Annotated in this window: 16 protein-coding genes and 1 pseudogene; 9 read left to right on the forward strand and 8 right to left on the reverse strand. The window is 66.4% G+C overall.

Annotation, left to right across the window (positions count from 1 at the left end; all coding sequences use genetic code 11):
- Positions 1-92: 92 nt before the first annotated feature.
- Both H7F16_RS07950 and H7F16_RS07955 read left to right on the forward strand, forming a co-directional pair.
- Entirely contained in the window at positions 93-1,229 is a 1,137-nt protein-coding gene (locus H7F16_RS07950) for a Ppx/GppA phosphatase family protein (protein WP_185797038.1), read from the forward strand.
- On the forward strand, positions 1,226-1,954 hold the full coding sequence (locus tag H7F16_RS07955) for an RlmE family RNA methyltransferase (protein ID WP_185797039.1): 729 nt from the start codon (positions 1,226-1,228) through the stop codon (positions 1,952-1,954). The genes H7F16_RS07950 and H7F16_RS07955 overlap by 4 nt, the downstream gene beginning before the upstream one ends.
- A 52-nt stretch (positions 1,955-2,006) precedes the next feature.
- On the opposite strand, the gene mepK is transcribed toward H7F16_RS07955, so the two are convergent.
- Positions 2,007-2,576, reverse strand: a complete 570-nt coding sequence (gene mepK, locus H7F16_RS07960) for a peptidoglycan L,D-endopeptidase MepK (protein ID WP_185797040.1) — start codon at positions 2,574-2,576, stop codon at positions 2,007-2,009.
- 315 nt (positions 2,577-2,891) lie between these two features.
- Between mepK and H7F16_RS07965 the strand changes: the two genes are divergently transcribed.
- The 4 genes from H7F16_RS07965 to H7F16_RS07980 are packed head-to-tail and all read left to right on the forward strand — an operon-like array spanning position 2,892 to position 7,117.
- Positions 2,892-4,502, forward strand: coding sequence for a L,D-transpeptidase family protein (locus H7F16_RS07965; RefSeq protein WP_185797041.1), 1,611 nt, complete (start codon positions 2,892-2,894; stop codon positions 4,500-4,502).
- A 31-nt stretch (positions 4,503-4,533) separates the two neighbouring features.
- Complete coding sequence (gene lpxD / locus H7F16_RS07970; protein ID WP_185797042.1) at positions 4,534-5,628, forward strand: UDP-3-O-(3-hydroxymyristoyl)glucosamine N-acyltransferase; 1,095 nt, start codon at positions 4,534-4,536, stop codon at positions 5,626-5,628.
- Positions 5,629-5,651: 23 nt separating this feature from the next.
- Complete coding sequence (locus H7F16_RS07975) at positions 5,652-5,912, forward strand: acyl carrier protein (RefSeq protein WP_185797043.1); 261 nt, start codon at positions 5,652-5,654, stop codon at positions 5,910-5,912.
- Positions 5,909-7,117, forward strand: coding sequence for a beta-ketoacyl-[acyl-carrier-protein] synthase family protein (locus H7F16_RS07980; RefSeq protein WP_185797044.1), 1,209 nt, complete (start codon positions 5,909-5,911; stop codon positions 7,115-7,117). The genes H7F16_RS07975 and H7F16_RS07980 overlap by 4 nt, the downstream gene beginning before the upstream one ends.
- Positions 7,118-7,163: 46 nt before the next feature.
- On the opposite strand, the gene H7F16_RS07985 is transcribed toward H7F16_RS07980, so the two are convergent.
- Positions 7,164-7,793: an invasion associated locus B family protein gene (locus H7F16_RS07985; RefSeq protein ID WP_185797542.1), complete on the reverse strand. Its 630-nt coding sequence runs from the start codon at positions 7,791-7,793 to the stop codon at positions 7,164-7,166.
- 408 nt (positions 7,794-8,201) lie between these two features.
- On the opposite strand from H7F16_RS07985, the gene H7F16_RS07990 reads away from it, so the two are divergent.
- Positions 8,202-9,773, forward strand: a complete 1,572-nt coding sequence (locus H7F16_RS07990; protein ID WP_185797045.1) for a helicase HerA-like domain-containing protein — start codon at positions 8,202-8,204, stop codon at positions 9,771-9,773.
- Here the strand turns inward: H7F16_RS07990 and H7F16_RS07995 are convergent.
- From H7F16_RS07995 to H7F16_RS19875, 4 genes and pseudogenes are all read right to left on the reverse strand, one after another.
- Positions 9,770-10,501: pseudogene (locus H7F16_RS07995) on the reverse strand (transporter associated domain-containing protein); the annotation flags it as partial. The gene H7F16_RS07990 and the pseudogene H7F16_RS07995 sit on opposite strands and share 4 nt — an antisense overlap.
- Before the next feature lie 71 nt (positions 10,502-10,572).
- Positions 10,573-11,508 (reverse strand): site-specific tyrosine recombinase XerD, encoded by a 936-nt coding sequence (locus H7F16_RS08000; RefSeq protein ID WP_185797047.1) that lies wholly within the window; start codon positions 11,506-11,508, stop codon positions 10,573-10,575.
- A 1-nt stretch (position 11,509) separates the two neighbouring features.
- Positions 11,510-13,054 carry a hypothetical protein gene (locus tag H7F16_RS08005; RefSeq protein WP_185797048.1) on the reverse strand — a complete coding sequence of 515 codons (1,545 nt, stop codon included), beginning with the start codon at positions 13,052-13,054 and terminating at the stop codon, positions 11,510-11,512.
- Positions 13,044-13,178, reverse strand: a complete 135-nt coding sequence (locus tag H7F16_RS19875) for a hypothetical protein (RefSeq protein WP_277818365.1) — start codon at positions 13,176-13,178, stop codon at positions 13,044-13,046. Before H7F16_RS19875 ends, H7F16_RS08005 begins: the two co-directional genes overlap by 11 nt.
- 238 nt (positions 13,179-13,416) lie before the next feature.
- On the opposite strand from H7F16_RS19875, the gene H7F16_RS08010 reads away from it, so the two are divergent.
- Both H7F16_RS08010 and aroB read left to right on the forward strand, forming a co-directional pair.
- Positions 13,417-13,959: a shikimate kinase gene (locus tag H7F16_RS08010; protein ID WP_338401981.1), complete on the forward strand. Its 543-nt coding sequence runs from the start codon at positions 13,417-13,419 to the stop codon at positions 13,957-13,959.
- Between the two features lie 5 nt (positions 13,960-13,964).
- The gene (gene aroB, locus H7F16_RS08015; protein ID WP_185797050.1) at positions 13,965-15,089 is read left to right on the forward strand and encodes a 3-dehydroquinate synthase; all 1,125 of its coding nucleotides are present in this window, start codon (positions 13,965-13,967) and stop codon (positions 15,087-15,089) included.
- Here the strand turns inward: aroB and H7F16_RS08020 are convergent.
- Both H7F16_RS08020 and H7F16_RS08025 read right to left on the reverse strand, forming a co-directional pair.
- Positions 15,071-15,526: a hypothetical protein gene (locus H7F16_RS08020; RefSeq protein ID WP_185797051.1), complete on the reverse strand. Its 456-nt coding sequence runs from the start codon at positions 15,524-15,526 to the stop codon at positions 15,071-15,073. The genes aroB and H7F16_RS08020 overlap by 19 nt on opposite strands.
- Positions 15,527-15,697: 171 nt before the next feature.
- Complete coding sequence (locus H7F16_RS08025; protein WP_185797052.1) at positions 15,698-16,825, reverse strand: WD40/YVTN/BNR-like repeat-containing protein; 1,128 nt, start codon at positions 16,823-16,825, stop codon at positions 15,698-15,700.
- Between the last annotated feature and the right edge of the window lie 80 nt (positions 16,826-16,905).

Raw genomic sequence — 16,905 nt, forward strand, 5'->3', positions numbered from 1 at the left:
TTGGTCATGAGTGCCGCGCGGGCGGGCATCGCGGTCTTGCGTCAGGGGGACGCAGGGGCTAGGCTTGATCCAACCACTTATGGAGGGCGATCATGGCGCCCGAGCGTCCCCGGGAGGCGGACGCGATCCCGCAGGCTGCCGAGTTTTTTCCGGTTGTGCCGTCGGTCGAACCGTCACCTCCCGCAGAACCCGGACCGGGGCTGCTTTATGCGGCGCTCGATCTGGGCACGAACAGTTGCCGGATGCTGATTGCCCAACCGAAGGGCAGCCAGTTTCAGGTCGTGGACAGCTTTTCAAAGACTGTCCAGCTTGGCGTCGGGCTGGAAGCCAGCGGCCGGCTTTCGCGCGCGTCGATGTCGCGGACGGTGCAGGCCTTGCGCATCTGCCAGAAGAAGATCGAGAAGCACGGCGTGCGCAACATGCGGCTGGTGGCAACCGAAGCCTGCCGCCGTGCGCGCAATGCCAAGGATTTCATCCGGCAAGTGCGGCGGGAAACGGGCTTGCAGCTTGAAATCATCGCACCCGAGGAAGAGGCGCGGCTGGCGGTGATTTCCTGCGCGCCGCTGGTCAACCCCAAGACCGAGCAATTGCTGGTGGTCGATATCGGCGGCGGATCGACCGAGCTGGTCTGGATCGACCTGAGCCGCGTGCCGCCCGAAGAACGGCCGCGGTCGATCATGCGGCTGCATCGGGGCTTTCACGCCCAGGGCGAGGCCGAGGCGCGGGTGGTGGACTGGATTTCGGTGCCGCTGGGGGTGGCGACGCTGAAGGACCAGTTCGCGGATGTCGATGACGACGGCGCGCGCTTTGCGCTGATGTCGTGGTTCTTCGAGGAAAACCTGTCGAGCTTTTCGCCCTACAATGCCGAGAACCCGCGCGACGGGTTCCAGATCATCGGCACCAGCGGCACGGTGACGACTGTTGCGGCCAGCTATCTGAACCTGCGCCGCTATGACCGGACCAAGGTGGACGGGTTGCAGATGACCTCGGACCAGATCGACCTTGTGATCCGCGAATATCTGGCGCTGGGGCCGGAAGGGCGGCGGACTGACCCGCGCATCGGGCGGGACCGCCACGCGCTGATCATGTCCGGGGCGGCTATCCTTCAGGCGCTGATGCGGATATGGCCCACGGATCGCCTGAGCGTGGCCGACCGTGGCCTGCGCGAAGGGTTACTTTATGCACAGATGAGCGCCGATGGCGTTCTTGAGGACGGACCTTACGCATGACGGCTATCAAGGGATCATCGGGACGCGGGCAGCGCGAGCTGCGGGTGCGGGTCAAGACGGCCAAGGGGCGCAAGCTGTCCTCGACGCTGTGGCTCGAACGGCAGTTGAATGACCCCTATGTCATTCAGGCCAAGAAGGACGGCTATCGCGGGCGGGCGGCCTACAAGATCCTCGAACTCGACGACCGCTACGGGTTTCTGAAGCCGGGCTGTCGGGTGGTCGATCTTGGCTGCGCGCCGGGGGGCTGGACGCAGGTGGCTGTCGCGCGGGTGAACGCCCTTGGCGAGAATACGAAAAAGCCGGTGGGCACGGTGCTGGGGATCGACCTGCAAGAGGTCGAGGCGATACCGGGGGCCGAGCTGCACCAGCTCGATTTCCTGTCGGATGATGCGGATGAGCTGGTCAAGGGCTGGCTGGGCGGCCGCGCCGATGTGGTGATGAGCGACATGGCGGCGGCGGCTTCGGGGCACAAGGGCACCGACCACCTGCGCATCATCGCGCTGGTGGAAGCCGCACTCGCCTTTGCCTTCGATGTGCTGGAGGATGGCGGAACCTTTGTCGCCAAGGTTCTGGCCGGTGGCGCCGAAAACGAGATGCAGACCATGCTGAAGAAGAACTTCAGGAAGGTCGCAAACGTGAAACCGCCGGCGAGCCGCGCGGACAGTTCGGAGAAGTTCGTGGTGGCGCAGGGGTTCCGCGGGCGTCAGGCCGAGAGCGGGGAATAGGGCAAATTCCTTCGAAGGAATTTGCAAAACTCTTCGAAGAGTTTTGCCTGTGTCAGCCGCCCCAATGGCGCAGCGGGCCGCAATCCATGTGGACGAAGTTCGAGCGGGGGTAGCGGCCGACGCCGCCTGCGGCGCAAGCCTCGGCCGCTTTAGCCATCTGGCCGACCGAGCGGGATTTCAGGCGCAGGTCGGCGGCCTGACCCTTCATGTGCAAGGAGTTGCGGGCGACCCCGCGCGAGGATTCCCGCAGCATGGCGTTGGTCTTGGGGCAACGGTAGCCGGACAGGAGCATGTAAGGCTCGCTCACATCCATCAGGCTGTGGGCTGCGGCGATGATGTCGACGGTGCGGGGATCGATCACCTTGGTTTCGTTGGTGCGCCAGTCGCGCATGAAATGGGTGATCTCGTCCATGACCTCGGGGATATACTCACCCTCGACCCAGTAGATCGTATCGAGGGTTTCACCGGTGCGGCCCGAGTACATCTTGACGCGGCGGATATCGCCCGCCCCGCGCAGAAGGCCGAAGGCGTTGGCGTAGGTGGGGGCCGCTGTCACGAGGGTGGCCGCGAACACGCCCAAGAGTCCACGCCGAGTGACGCCCGATTTTGCCGTGTTGGTCATGAAAAGCCTGTCCCCAGTTTCGCCTTGTTGCCGCCTGTATCGGCAGCTTTCGTGCCACTTATCCCCAAGTGCCCGAACTTTATGGCACAGGATCACTTTCAGCCCAAGCCGCGATTGTTGCCGGATCACGGACTTTGCCCGCATCGGCAAATTCTTGCCCAAAGGCAGGGAACCAATCGGGGATTTCCGCAACTGTTGCCTCTGTGCCGCTTTGACGGGGCGCCGCACGGCACGCGCGGGTTGTGAATGGACAGGCGCGGAGAATTGGTTAACACCTGTAATTATTGGGTTTTCACGAGAGATGACGAGGTGGCGATGGCCGTGGTTTCCAAGTCTTACCTACTTTCGCATGTGGCTGCTGCGGCTGTCGGCGTGGCCCTGTCGTTTGGTCTGGGGGCGGGGGTGCTGCAGGCCGAAGTACCTGCTTATGTGCAGTCTTTGGGCGAGTCTGTATCGGAAGATGCGGCGATTTCCGCCTTTTACCAGGGCCGGAATTTCGCGCCGATCTGGACCGGTGCGCAAGATGCCGCGCGGCGGTCGGCCCTGCTGAACGTGCTGGCGCGGGCGGGGGACCACGGGCTTCCGGTCAGCCGCTACGATGCCGGCGCCTTGGTCGCCGCGATCGAGGCGGTCAAGACCGAGGGCGACAGAGGCCGGATCGAGGCTGCGCTGACGCGCGCCTTTCTGGCCTATGCGCATGATGTGAAGAGCGGTGTGCTCGAGCCTGCCAAGGTAGACCCCGGCATCTTGCGGGTGGTCGAACGGCCCGACGAGGCGCGGTTGCTGGCGGCTATCGCCGGGGCGGACCCGATGGCGGTCTTGCTGGACCTGCCGCCGAAAGCGCCGGAATATGCGCGCCTGATGAAGGAAAAGCTGGCGCTTCAGGGCGCGGTGGCCGCCGGCTGGGGGCCAGAGGTCGCAGCCGAGAAGCTGGAGCCGGGTGATACCGGCCCTGCGGTCATCGCGCTGCGCGACCGTCTGGTGGCGCTTGGCTATATGCCGGTGTCGGCGACGGCGGTCTATGACGCGGCGATCACGGCGGCGGTGCAGCGGTTCCAGAGCGACCACGGCTTGTTGCCCGACGGCGTCGCGGGGGCCGGAACGGTGGCCGAGATCAACATCGGCCCCGAAGCGCGGCTGAAATCGGTGGTCGTCGCGATGGAGCGGCTGCGCTGGATGGGCGATTTCGACCGCAGCGGGCGTTACATCTGGGTGAACCAGCCCGATTTCACGGCGCAGATCATCGACCACGGTCGGGTGACGTTCCAGACGCGCTCGGTCGTCGGCAAGAATTCGGTCGATACGCGCAGCCCCGAGTTTTCCGACCAGATGGAACATATGATCGTGAACCCGAGCTGGGGGGTGCCGCGGTCGATCATCGTCAAGGAATATCTGCCGCTGTTGCAGCAGAACCCGCAGGCGGTGGGGCATTTGCAGGTGGTTGACCGCCAGGGCCGCGTGGTGCCGCGCGAGCAGATCGATTTCGCCTCGTTCACGGCCAAGAGCTTTCCCTTCGGGCTGCGGCAGCCGCCTTCGGACGGCAACGCGCTGGGGAAGGTGAAGTTCATGTTCCCGAACCCCTATAACATCTATCTGCACGACACGCCCGCCAAGGACCTGTTCGCCAAGGAAGTGCGCGCCTATAGCCACGGCTGCATCCGGCTGGCCGATCCGTTCGATTTTGCCTATGCGCTGCTGTCGGCGCAGTCGGATGACCCGAAGGGCGTGTTCAAGGCGGCGCTCGACCGGTCTGGGGAGCAGATGCTCAAGCTCGATCGTCCGGTGCCGGTGCATCTGGTCTATTTCACCGCATGGCCCACGTCGAAGGGGCAAATGACATGGCGGCGGGATGTCTATGGCCGCGACGGGCGGATTTTCGACGCGCTGACCGAGGCCGGGGTGGTCTTGGGCGGCGTTCAGGGGTAAATCCGGCGGGACGTGACCCGGAGACCTGAAGATGGCCCATACGATCCGCGAGATTGCAGCCGCCCTTGGGGCCGAGGCTGCCGGCGACCTGAGCCTTGTGGTGTCGCGGGCCGCCGAGCCGCGCGCGGCGGGGCCGGATGCGCTGGCGCTGGCGATGGACCCGAAATACGCGGGCGGGCTTGCTGAAGGGCAGGCGCAGGCGGCGCTGCTGTGGGCGGGGGCGGATTGGCAGGGGCTTGGGCTGAAAGCCGCGATCTTCGCGCCGCGCGGACGGCTGGCGATGGCGGGCCTGACGGTGCTGATGGATGCGGGGCCGGAGATTGCGGCGGGTGTGCATCCGATGACGGTGATCCACCCCGAGGCGGTGATCGGCGAGGGTGCGGCCATCGGCCCCTTTGTCACCATCGGGCGCGGGGCGCGGATCGGCGCCGGGGCACGGATTGCGAGCCATGTGTCGATTGCCGAAGGCGCGCGCATCGGCGCGCAGGCGCTGCTGTGCCAGGGCGTGCGGATCGGGGCGCGGGTCACCATCGGTGACCGCTTCATCGCGCAACCGGGGGCGGTGGTGGGGTCGGACGGGTTCAGCTTTGTCACGCCCGAGAAATCGGGGGTTGAAGAAATTCGCGAAACCCTTGGAGAACGCAGCGAAATCCGCGCGCAGAGCTGGACACGGATCCACTCGCTCGGGGCGGTGACGATCGGGGATGATGTGGAGTTGGGGGCCAATGTCTGCATCGACCGGGGCACGATCCGCGATACTGTGATCGGGTCGGGCAGCAAGCTCGATAATCTGGTGCATATCGGGCATAATGTGCAGATCGGGCGGGATTGCCTGCTGTGCGGGCAGGTCGGCATCGCCGGATCGGCGCGGATCGGGGACCGTGTGGTGCTGGCGGGCCAATGCGGGGTGAACGACAACATCTTCGTGGGTGACGATGTGATCGCGGGCGGGGCGACGAAGATCTTCACCAATGCGCCTGCGGGGCGGGTGCTATTGGGATATCCGGCGGTGAAGATGGAAAGCCATGTGGAAATCCAGAAGGCGCTGCGCCGCCTGCCGCGTCTGGCGGCACGGGTGGCCGAGATCGAGAAAGCTGTCACCGCGCGTTTACCCGAGGCAGAGTAGGAAGGGCCGGACGGGTGCAGGAGATGGACATGCGTGACAGGATCATCGCAATCATCGCCGAACAGGCGGTGCTGGATGTGGCGGATGTGACGCCGGAGAGCCGCCTTGCCGAACTTGGGATCGACAGTCTGGGGCTGGTCGAGGCGATTTTCGCCATCGAGGAAGCCTTCGACATTTCGGTGCCGTTCAACGCCAATGATCCGGCGGCGGGCGGGTTCGATCTGACCTCGGTCGGTTCGGTCATCGCGGCGGTCGAGGGGCTGGTCGCGCAGAAGGCGGCATGAGGCGGGTTGTCATCACGGGGGCCGGAACGGTCAACGCGCTGGCGCAGGACCTGCGCGGCACGATGGCGGCGATGGCCGAGGGGCGCTCGGGGATCGGGCCGCTGCAATTGCCCGATGTGGACCGGCTAAGCGTGAAGATCGGCGCGCAGGTGGCGGGCTGGCAGCCCGAGGCGCATTTCGCCCGGCAGGAGCTGGCGCTTTGCGACCGGTTCACGCAGTTCACCCTTGTCGCCGCGCGCGAGGCTGTGGCGCAGTCGGGGCTGGACTTGGCCGGTGAGGCGGGGCTTGGCGCGGGGGTTGTGCTTGGCACGGCGGCGGGGGGTGTGACCACCTGGGACGAGAGTTACCGCGCCGTCTATGCCGAGGGGAAGAACCGCGTGCATCCCTTTGTGGTGCCGAAGCTGATGAACAGTGCCGCCGCCTCGCATGTGAGCATGGCCTTTGGCTTGCGCGGGCCGGTGTTCACGGTGTCGACCGCCTGCGCGTCGAGCAACCATGCGATGGGCCTGGCCTTTCAGATGATCCGCGCGGGCAATGCCGAGGTCATGCTGACCGGCGGGGCCGAGGCGATGCTGTGTTTTGGCGGGATCAAAGCCTGGGAGGGGTTGCGCGTCATGTCGCCCGATGGCTGCCGTCCGTTCAGCGCCGATCGCAACGGCATGGTGATGGGCGAGGGGGCGGGGGTCTTTGTCTTCGAGGAATATGACCACGCCCGCGCGCGGGGGGCGGTGATTCTGGCCGAAGTGGCGGGATTTGCCATGACCTCGGACGCGGGCGATATCGTCATGCCATCGGTCGAGGGGGCATCGCGGGCGATTGCGGGGGCGCTGCGCGATGCGGGGCTGGCGGCCGGTGATGTGGGCTATATCAACGCGCATGGCACGGGGACGGCGGCGAATGACCGCGTGGAATGCGCGGCGGTGCGGGCCGTTTTCGGTGCCGCCGCAGAGCGGGTGATGATCAGCTCGACCAAGGCGATGCATGGCCATGTGATCGGCGGCACGGGGGCGGTCGAGATGGTCGCCTGTCTGATGGCGCTGCGGGACGGGGTGATCGCGCCGACCATCGGCCACAGCGGGACCGACCCCGATTGCGCGCTGGATGTGGTGGCGAATGCGGCGCGGCAGGTGCGGGTCGGGGCGGTTTTGTCCAACGCCTTTGCCTTTGGCGGGCTGAACGCGGTGCTTGCCCTGCGCCGGATATGAAAAAACCCGCGCCGGGGCGCGGGTTTTCGGGATGGTTCGTAAAGGATTACGGTTTGGGCAGGGCTTCGTTCGAGGCTTTGACCGCATCGAAACCGGCGGTGAACCCCTTGAGCGAGACGTCGAGGACGACGGTTTCCTTGGGGGCGACGGCGGGCACGATGGTCAGCACGCCCTTGGCGCCCTTTTTGAACGAGGCCAGTTCGTCGGCGGTGAAGCCGATGCGGGCCACGCAACCGATCTGGGCGCAGAAGGTGAAGGGGTAGACCTTGGGTTCGGCGGTGTCGATGGCAAAGCGCAGACCGGCGGTCAGCAGGGTTTCCAGCGGTACGATGACCGTGGCGCCCGCAGCGGCCTGTCCGCCCTCGGGAAGCGAGAACATGTTGATCTCGGCAACCGAGGTGCCCTGTGCATCTTTCAGAAGCTGGTAGAGCTGGCAGGGATCATTCCCGTCGGCGGTCTTGACGCAACGCTGTTCCCAGAGTTCGAATTTTTCCTTGGTATAGGTGCTGCCGACGCCATCGGCGGGTTGCTGGCCCATCGAGAGGTTGTCGGTGGTCGCGGCATCGGCGGCGGGCGCTTCGGGCGCGGGCGTGGCCTCTTGGGCGGAGATCGCGGAAGAGGTCAGCGCGACGAAAGCCGCTGCGGACAGAATGCGGGAGAGGATGCTCGACATCATGCGGGTCCAGTTCACTGTTGTTTTGCCGCGCGTCTAGCATGACGGGGCAGCACTGTCAGCGGGGAAATCCGGCTTGCGCGCTGTCGTGAACGGGGCAGGGCATCAAAAGCGAGAAAGGGCCGGAGTGACCGGCCCTTTCCATCGTTATTATTTGCTCCCTGTCGGACTGGCCGACTTCATGGCAGGGACGCTATTCGGGAAAAGGGAATGCGTCAACAGGAATGTGACAGTCCGTGAGGTCTCTGAAATCGTTGTATAATTGGCATATATTGGCGGATTCGCGGCGGGCTGTCCGGGCGACAGGGGGCAAGATCGCTGTGGCGGGACAGCGCGAAGCATGTATCTTCGGGCTGAAACCGGCGCGGCGGGAACGCGCCTTGCGTGTGTGACAGGGTAAGGAGACGGGCAATGACCGAAGAGGCCAGCATTTTCGTGGGCGGTGGCGGCGAAGGTCATGCAGAGCCGCAGTCGCTGCTGTTGCGCTATGGCAACCGGCACGGGCTGATCGCGGGGGCGACCGGAACCGGCAAGACCGTGACGCTTCAGGTTCTGGCCGAAGGGTTTTCGGCGGCGGGGGTGCCGGTGTTCATGGCCGATGTGAAGGGCGATCTGGCGGGGATTTCCGCGCCCGGATCGGTGACGCACAAGCTGCACGAGCCGTTCATGGCGCGGGCCAAGACCATCGGGCTTGACCTGCAATACCGCGCCTTTCCGGTGACCTTCTGGGACATGTTCGGCGAACAGGGCCATCCGGTTCGGGCCACGGTGGCCGAGATGGGGCCGCTGCTGCTGTCGCGGCTGCTGGAATTGACCGAACCGCAAGAGGGGGTTCTGAACGTGGCCTTCCGTCTGGCGGACGAAGAGGCCTTGCCGCTTCTGGACCTGAAGGACCTTCAGGCGCTGCTGGTGTTCATCGGCGAGAATGCCGACACGATTTCCACGCGCTACGGGCTGGTTGCGACCTCGTCCATCGGGGCGATCCAGCGGCGGCTTCTGGTGCTTGAGAACGAGGGCGGGGCGAAGCTGTTCGGAGAGCCTGCGCTTGATCTGGCCGACCTGATGCTGGTGGATGCGCAGGGGCTGGGGCGGGTCAATATTCTGGCGGCCGACAAGCTGATGCAGAGCCCGCGGCTTTATGCGACATTCCTGCTGTGGCTGCTGTCGGAGCTGTTCGAGGATTTGCCCGAAGTGGGCGACCCCGAGAAACCGAAGCTGGTTTTCTTTTTCGACGAGGCGCATCTGCTGTTTCAGGACGCGCCGCGCGCGCTTGTCAGCAAGGTCGAGCAGGTGGCGCGGCTGATCCGGTCGAAGGGGGTGGGGGTCTATTTCATCACCCAGAACCCCGCCGACGTGCCGGAGACGATTCTGGGCCAGCTCGGCAACCGTGTGCAGCACGCGCTGCGGGCCTTTACCGCCAAGGACCAGAAAGACCTGAAGATGGCGGCAGAGACCTATCGGGACAATCCGGCCTTCAAGACGGATGAGGCGATCCGCGATGTCGGGACGGGCGAGGCGGTGACGAGCTTCCTCGAGGCCAAGGGGATTCCGGGGATCGTGCAGCGCACGCTGATCCGGCCGCCGTCGAGCCAGCTGGGGCCGGTCGATCCGGCCTATCGGGCGCAGTTGATGGTCTCCTCGCCGGTCAAGGGGAAGTATGACGCGGTGGTCGACCGCGAAAGCGCCTATGAGAAGCTGCGGGCGCGGGCGGATGGTGCGGCGAAGGCGGCGGCCGAGGCGGAGGCCGCGAAAGCTGCGCCACAGGCTTCGCCCTGGGAGCGGCCCGCTGCCGAGGATGACGGCCTGCGCAATGCACGGCGCTACGATGGCGGCCCGCGCGAGGCCGCGCCGAAGCGCAGCACGGCGGGCCGGTCGGATTCGATCGGGACGGCGATGGCCAAGAGCTTTGCGCGGCAGATCGGCACGAAGGCGGGGCAGGCCGTCGTGCGCGGCATTCTGGGGTCGCTGTTCAAAAGCCGCTAGAGCGGGCGGATCTTGAGCCGCGACAGGCGGTTCTCGCGCCGCTGCACCACCTCGAAGCGGTAGCCGTGGAAGCGGAAGGCCTGTCCTTCGTTGGGGATGGACTGGGCCTCGTGGATCACGAGGCCCGCGACGGTGTTCGCCTCGTCGTCGGGAAGGGTCCAGTCGAGGGCGCGGTTGAGGTCGCGGATCGTCATTGCGCCATCGACGAGGTAATCGCCGGTTTCGGTTTGCGAGAGTTTGCTGCCGCGCGGTGTCACGTCGAATTCGTCGGTGATCTCGCCCACGATCTCTTCGAGGATGTCTTCGAGGGTGATGAGCCCCTGAAGCGCGCCGTATTCGTCGACGACAAGCGCGAAATGGGTGCGGCGGCGCAGGAACTGGCGCATCTGTTCGTCAAGCGCGGTGGTTTCGGGGACGAAGTAGGGCTTCATCGCCACCTTGACGATATCGAGGGCTTCGAGCCCCTCGCCCTCGCCCCGCACGAGGCGGTCAACCTCGCGCAGAAGGTCTTTGGCATGGACGACGCCGAGGATGTTTTCGTCGCTTTCGCGAAAGACCGGAAGCCGCGTGTAGGGCGAGGCAAGGATTTGCGTCAGGATCGCATCGGGCGATTTGTCGGCGTCGATCATCTCGATCTCGCGGCGGTGGCGCATGATTTCGTCAACCGTGCGCTGGTCGAGGTCGAGCGCCCCGATCAGGCGGTCGCGGTGTTCCTTTTCCATCGGGCCGACAAGGATGTCTTGACGCAGGGTCGTCGCATCCTCGCGGCGGAACAGGCGGCGGACGAGGGAGGGCATCTTCATTTGCGGGCAAGCGGATGATGGTCGAGGACGAGGGATTTCAGATGCTCGTCAAGGACATGGGTGTAGATTTCGGTGGTTGCAAGATCGGCATGGCCGAGCAGGGTTTGGATCACGCGGAGGTCGGCCCCGCCTGCCAGCAGATGCGTGGCAAAGGCATGGCGCAGGGTATGGGGCGTAACATTGGCCGGAGAGATGCCCGCAAGCACGGCAATGTCCTTGAGCATCAGGTGCAAATGCTGGCGGGTGAGGTGGCCTGCGCTGCCCGGACCGGGGAAAAGATAGCGCGAGGGGGGCGTGCCCTGTTTGCGGGCAAGGTCTTCGGCCGTGTCGCGGTGGTCGAGCCATGCGCGCAGGGCGGCGCGGGCGGGGGTGGACAGGGGAACCATGCGCTCTTTGCCCCCCTTGCCACGCACGAGGATCATCGCCGGATCGCCCCGGATGGCCGCGACCGGCAGTTCGACCAGTTCCGACACGCGCAGGCCCGTGGCGTAGAGGAGTTCGAGCAGGGCATAGTTGCGCAGGCGTTCGCCTTCGGTCCGGCCCTTGGTCTTGGCGGCGGCAAGAAGGCGTTCGACGTCGGCCATGTCGAGCGTCTTGGGCAGGGATTTGCTGGCGCCGGGGCCATGCAGGCGCAGGGCGGGGTTTTCGGAACGCCAGCCTTCCTCGTGCGCGAAGCGGTAGAGCTGGCGGATCGAGGAGAGACGGCGCGCGCGCGTCGCCTTGGACAGGCCCGAGGCTTCGCAGGAGACAAGGTAGGATTCGACCGCTGCGCGGTCGGCTGTGGCGAAATCGCTGCCGCGACGGGCCAGCCAGTCGGCGAAATCCTTGAGGTCGCGGCCATAGGCCAGTTGCGTGTTGCGGGCCGAATCGAGTTCGGCCGCGATGGCGGCGAGGAAGGTGGAAATCCACTGGTCGGCTGTGGCGGGTGCCATGTCAGCCGCGCCGTTCAAGCAGCATGAGTTCCAGCCCCGCGCGGCGGGCGATACGGTCCTGACCCACGGCGCGCAGCAGGGCCAGACCTTCGGTCACCTTGCCCAAATCGCCCTGCACGCCGCTTTCGATGCGGTCGATGGCCGACAGGATCGCTTCGCCGGTGCGGTTCTCGTCAAGCAGGGTTTGCAGGTCGGGGGGCAGGGGGGCGGTGCCGGTAAAGGCCGGTTTGATGGCGCGCGACAGGCTGTCGGGGGCGGGGACGGCGGTAAGATCGCCCTTGGCGAGGCCGATCAGGAACAGCTCGCGCGGCGAGGCTGCGACGTGGTTGGTGGCGATGGTGTCGAAGGCCGGCGAGAGCAGCCCCGCTTCAAAGGCGATGCGGCGGGCATCGCCGGTCAGGCCCAGCGTGTCGAGACGTTCGCCGTAAAGCTCGGCGAAGGGGGATTCGAGTTCGGCCTCGGCCAGACGCTGCCAGAGTTCGGGCAGGATCTTTTCGACATCGAGGCGCTTGACGCCGGTCAGGGCGGTTTCGAACCGCTGGAAGGCATCGACCCGGTCCCAGACCCCGCCCGAGGCGGCGGGCGCGCGTTCGGTGTAAAGGCCGAGCAGCAGGTTGGGGGCGATGGCGCCGGCGCGCGACAGGCGTTCGGCCGCTTCGATCTGGCTTTTCCAGCCGGCCTGCGGGCGCAGTTCGGCATGGGCGAAGGCGATGGGAAGCGGGGCCGTGGGCAGGGGTTCGCCGATGGCCTCGAACATGCGCCAAGCCAGCGGGGTGACGCGTTCGGGTGCGGCAAGCGCGGGATCGCCCTCGTACAGGTCGGGGTCGAGGAAGCGCGACAGAAGCGCATCTTCTTCGGGTGTGACGTAGCCGAGGGCTTGCGCGGTGCGCAGCGTCAGGGCGGCGGCGTTCCAGTCGCCCGAGCGGGCAAGGCAGAAGATGCGGGCGGGGAAGGTCGGGGCAAGGCCGGGAGAGGAGATCATCACGCGGCAGCCGCGGTCTTCCTCGCCGGTCAGAAGTGCCACGTCGAAGCTGCGGCGGAACAGCTCGGGGCTGCGCGCGCCCGAGGCGTCGAGGAGGGCGCGTGCCTGATCGAGCGCGCCGAGGTCGAGCAGCTTGTCGATGCGTGCCACCAGAAGGCGCGCGCCGGGCTGGCTGTCGGCGGGGGGATCGGCCTCGGCCAGCAGGACCGACATGAGAAGGCCGCGCAGGGCGGGCAGGGTGGTGATGCGTTCGGCCGCGATGGACTGGATGATGCCGTCGGTGGACCCCAGACCCCAGAGGTTGGCGGGAAGCCCCGTCACATCGGGACGCAGCAGCCCCACGGCATCGAGCGAGGGGCCGCCGATGACCGAGACCGAGACATCGCCATTGCTGACGCCTTCGGAAACGGGGGGTTCGTTCAGGCCGGGTTTGGCGGCAGAGGCGGGTTGCGAGACGGATTGCGACAGCCAGTCGATGGCGGAAAGCGGGTCTTCGGCCCAAGCCTTGGGGGCCGCAAGCAGCGAGAGGGAAAGCAGCAGCCAGAGCCGCGCGTCAATCGGCATTCAGGGTCACCGGGACCTTCACTTCGCCCGTGGCAGGGCTGAGATCTGCGACATAGGCATAGCCCGTGAGGGCGACCAGAGCCAGCAGCGCCAATACCAGAAGTGCCTTGATGATCCGGCCCATGCCTGCCCCTTTGCCCTTGCGTCTGCCCTGTGCCGCTTTTCGGCGGCCGGAATTGGCGGCGCGCCTGCGACTTTGGCCTGTGATAGCCCTTTTTCCGCGCGAATGCCACGGCATCCGCTGTTTTTATATATGGCTTTCGGGCGGCGTTCACGCCATTCAGAGAGCTTGGGGCAGTGTAGGATGCGGCGGGTTCCTGCCGGATGGGCTGCGCCGGAATTTTGGACGGACGAGGCAAGGCGTGCTGCGGCTGAAGAAGACGGTCGTCATGGTCGGGATGATGGGCGCGGGCAAGACGGCCGTGGGAACGGCGGTTGCGCGGCAACTCGGGGTGCCTTTTCTCGATTCGGATGAAGAGATCGTCAAAGCGGCGCACCGCTCGATCGCCGAGATATTCGCGCGGGATGGCGAGCCGTTCTTCCGCGCCCGCGAGACCGAGGTGCTGGGCCGCCTGCTGCGGGGGGAGCCTTGCATCCTGTCGACGGGGGGCGGGGCGTTCCTGTCGCCGGTCAACCGCGACCTGATCCGCGAGGCGGGTGTTTCGGTCTGGTTGCGGGCCGACCTCGACCTGCTGTGGCAGCGGGTGCGGCACAAGACGACGCGGCCGCTTTTGCGCACCGAGAACCCGCGCGAGACCCTGCGCCAGCTTTACGAGGCCCGCGTGCCGCTTTATGCGATGGCCGATATCGCGGTGGACTCGGCTGCGGACCTGTCGGTCGAGGATATGGCGAGCAAAGTGGTCGCGGCACTGGCCGAACGGGCCGAGGTGCTGGGGAAGGATTGAGGGATATGGGCATCGATACCGTCGCCGTGGATCTGGGTTCACGGTCCTATGAGGTGCGGATCGGTCCCGGCCTGATCGGGCGGGCGGGGGCAGAGATTGCGCCCCTGCTGAAGCGGCGCAAGGTGGCGGTCGTCACGGACGAGACGGTGGCCGCAGCGCATCTGGCGGCGCTGGTGGCCGCGTTCGAGGCCGAGGGCATCGCCGTGTCAGCACTCGCTTTGCCGCCGGGGGAAGGCACCAAGGGCTGGCCGCAGTTCTCGCGCACGGTGGAATGGCTGCTTGAGGAAAAGGTCGAGCGGCGCGATGTGGTGGTGGCCTTTGGCGGCGGGGTCGTGGGCGATCTGGTCGGCTTTGCCTGTGCGGTCTTGCGGCGGGGTGTGCGCTTCGTGCAGCTTCCCACGACGCTGCTGGCGCAGGTCGACAGTTCGGTCGGCGGCAAGACGGGGATCAACACCGCGCAGGGCAAGAACCTTGTGGGCGCGTTTCACCAACCCTCGCTTGTGCTGGCGGATATCGATGTGCTGGCCACGCTGCCCGCCCGCGATTTTCTGGCCGGCTATGGCGAGGTGGTGAAATACGGGCTGCTGGGCGATGCCGCCTTCTTCGACTGGCTCGAGGCGAACGGGCCGCGCATGGCGGCGGGCGATGCCGTGGCGCGGCAATTCGCGGTGCGCCGTTCGGTCGAGATGAAGGCCGGGATCGTGTCGCGCGACGAGACGGAAGAGGGCGAGCGCGCGCTTCTGAACCTTGGGCATACCTTCTGCCATGCGCTGGAAAAGGCCACGGGCTACGGCGAGCGGTTGCTGCATGGCGAGGGGGTCGCCATCGGCTGCGCGCTGGCCTTCGAGCTGTCGCAGCGCATGGGCCTGTGTTCGCAGGAAGCGCCGAGCCGCGTGCGGGCGCATTTGCGCGGCATGGGGATGAAGGTCGATCTGGCCGATATTCCGGGTGATCTGCCAGATGCCGCCGCATTGGTGGCGCTGATGGGGCAGGACAAGAAGGTGATCGACGGGCGGCTGCGCTTTGTTCTGGCGCGCGGCATCGGCGAGGCCTTTGTCGCCGAGGATGTGCCGCCCGGTCTGGTGACCGGGCTGCTGGCCGAGGCGTTGGATCAGAAAAGCAGGCGGTAGGTGTTGCCGCGCGTGTCGGTCGCCTGACCGGTGCCGCTGGTGGTGCCGCTGCCCATGACGAATTCGCCCTGAACCTGCGTGTTGTCGCGGCAGACGGCGAACAGCTCGCCCGGGTTCACGCCGCCGACGGTTTCGATCTCGCGACCGTAGTCGCCGCCGGGACCCGAGAGGCGCAGCGAGAGGCCGCGCTTCTTCGAGACGACCTTGGGCGCGACCGAGGCCCAGGTGCCGGCGCAGCGGGTGCCGTCGGGCAGGCGGAAGGTCAGGTTGCCCGAGGCTTCCTTGGCGTTCTTGGCCGAGGCTTCGATCACGGGAAGCGGTTGTTCCTGCGACAGCGGGCCCGAGACGGGATACATGCGGATTTCGGTCGTCGCGCCGCAAGCGGTAAGCGCTGCGGAGGCGACGAGGGCAAAGGATACGGGCAGGATACGGGACACGTTGAAATCCTTGCGGTTCTGGCCGGTGAAAGCCTTTGGCGGCAGTTCGGGGTTCGGGGGGTGTGGACCAGCCTTGGGGGCGTGTCAAGAATGCAGGGGCTGCGGCAGGGCGCGGCATGCCGCGCGCCGGTGCGGGTGGCAATCTCTCGCCGATGCCTGTGGCGGGCCGGTTCAGCCGCGCGACAGGGTTTCCACGCAAAGCACCGTGGGCAGATGGTTCGCCACGGCCTGCCAGCTTTCGCCCGCGTCATGGCTGGCAAAGACGCTGCCCGAGTTGGTGCCGAAATAGACGCCTGCAGGTGTGTTGTGATCGGTCGCCATCGCCTGACGCAGCACGGTGAAATAGCAGTTGCGGTCTGGCAGGCCCGCGCCGAAGCCCTGCCATGTGTCGCCCCCGTCGCAGGACCGCCAGACAAGCGCGCGCGCGTCGGGTGGAAAGCGGCCCTTGGTGTCGCCGTTCAGCGGCAAGGTCCAGATCATGCGCGGATCATGCGGGTTCACCGCGATGGGGAAGCCGAAGCTCGAAGGCAGGCCTGCCGTGATGTCGTGCCACGAGCGGCCGCCATCGGGGCTGCGGAAAACGCCGTGGTGGTTTTGCTGGTAGATGAGGTCGGACCCCGTGGCCCGCGCCATGTTATGCACGCAAAAGCCGATGTCATGGCCGCAATCGCCGTGGTCGGCGGGTTCGTTGGCAAGACGGTTCCGCCGCTCCCATGTGGCGCCGCCGTCCTCGCTGGCAAAGACCCCTGCGGCAGAGATGCCGACCCAGAGGTGCGCGGGGCGGGCAGGGTCGTGCAGGATGGTATGCAGCACAAGGCCCGCGGCCCCCGGCTCCCAGCTTGGCCCCGAGGGGTGGTTTGTCAGGCCCTCGACCGGTTCCCATGTGACGCCGCCGTCATGGCTGGCAAAGAGCGTGGCAGGCTTGGCACCCGCGTAAAGCGTGTCGCCCGCCATGTGCAGCGACCAGATGTCGGAAACGCGGCCCGTATAGGGGGCAGGGGGCGCGGCTGTCTGGCCGATCTGCGCCGCGATTTCGGGATGTTCGGCAAGGAAGGCGTCACCCTTGCCGTTCGAGAGCTTGGACAGGGTCCAGCTTTCGCCGCCATCGGTCGACCGCCAGATGCCCGCCCCGTTCCATTCGCCCCCGCCTGCGGCCCAGAGGTTCCGGCCACGGCCCACCATGTGGTTGATTGGCCAGCGGTCGCAGAAGGGACCGCGCAGCGCCCAATCCTTGTTCGCGGTGCGTTCAAGCAGGAAGGCGCCCTTGGTGGTGCCGACCAGAAGTGTGGGATCTTGCATGGCGCCCTCTGCAACCGGCCCGGATAAGACAGGTTACGCCGGTTGCGCGAATTTTCCACCGGTTTTGCGCGGCGGCGTGG

Origin of the sequence: Paragemmobacter straminiformis (assembly GCF_014243445.1) — a bacterium.
Classification (GTDB): domain Bacteria; phylum Pseudomonadota; class Alphaproteobacteria; order Rhodobacterales; family Rhodobacteraceae; genus Paragemmobacter; species Paragemmobacter straminiformis.

Bases quoted from the DNA above. Each gene is read 5' to 3' on its own strand.
- H7F16_RS07950 (WP_185797038.1), top strand. From the start codon at position 93: ATGGCGCCCGAGCGTCCCCGGGAGGCGGACGCGATCCCGCAGGCTGCC.
- H7F16_RS07955 (WP_185797039.1), top strand. From the start codon at position 1,226: ATGACGGCTATCAAGGGATCATCGGGACGCGGGCAGCGCGAGCTGCGG.
- mepK (WP_185797040.1), bottom strand. From the start codon at position 2,576: ATGACCAACACGGCAAAATCGGGCGTCACTCGGCGTGGACTCTTGGGC.
- H7F16_RS07965 (WP_185797041.1), top strand. From the start codon at position 2,892: ATGGCCGTGGTTTCCAAGTCTTACCTACTTTCGCATGTGGCTGCTGCG.
- lpxD (WP_185797042.1), top strand. From the start codon at position 4,534: ATGGCCCATACGATCCGCGAGATTGCAGCCGCCCTTGGGGCCGAGGCT.
- H7F16_RS07975 (WP_185797043.1), top strand. From the start codon at position 5,652: ATGGACATGCGTGACAGGATCATCGCAATCATCGCCGAACAGGCGGTG.
- H7F16_RS07980 (WP_185797044.1), top strand. From the start codon at position 5,909: ATGAGGCGGGTTGTCATCACGGGGGCCGGAACGGTCAACGCGCTGGCG.
- H7F16_RS07985 (WP_185797542.1), bottom strand. From the start codon at position 7,793: ATGATGTCGAGCATCCTCTCCCGCATTCTGTCCGCAGCGGCTTTCGTC.
- H7F16_RS07990 (WP_185797045.1), top strand. From the start codon at position 8,202: ATGACCGAAGAGGCCAGCATTTTCGTGGGCGGTGGCGGCGAAGGTCAT.
- H7F16_RS08000 (WP_185797047.1), bottom strand. From the start codon at position 11,508: ATGGCACCCGCCACAGCCGACCAGTGGATTTCCACCTTCCTCGCCGCC.
- H7F16_RS08005 (WP_185797048.1), bottom strand. From the start codon at position 13,054: ATGCCGATTGACGCGCGGCTCTGGCTGCTGCTTTCCCTCTCGCTGCTT.
- H7F16_RS19875 (WP_277818365.1), bottom strand. From the start codon at position 13,178: ATGGGCCGGATCATCAAGGCACTTCTGGTATTGGCGCTGCTGGCTCTG.
- aroB (WP_185797050.1), top strand. From the start codon at position 13,965: ATGGGCATCGATACCGTCGCCGTGGATCTGGGTTCACGGTCCTATGAG.
- H7F16_RS08025 (WP_185797052.1), bottom strand. From the start codon at position 16,825: ATGCAAGATCCCACACTTCTGGTCGGCACCACCAAGGGCGCCTTCCTG.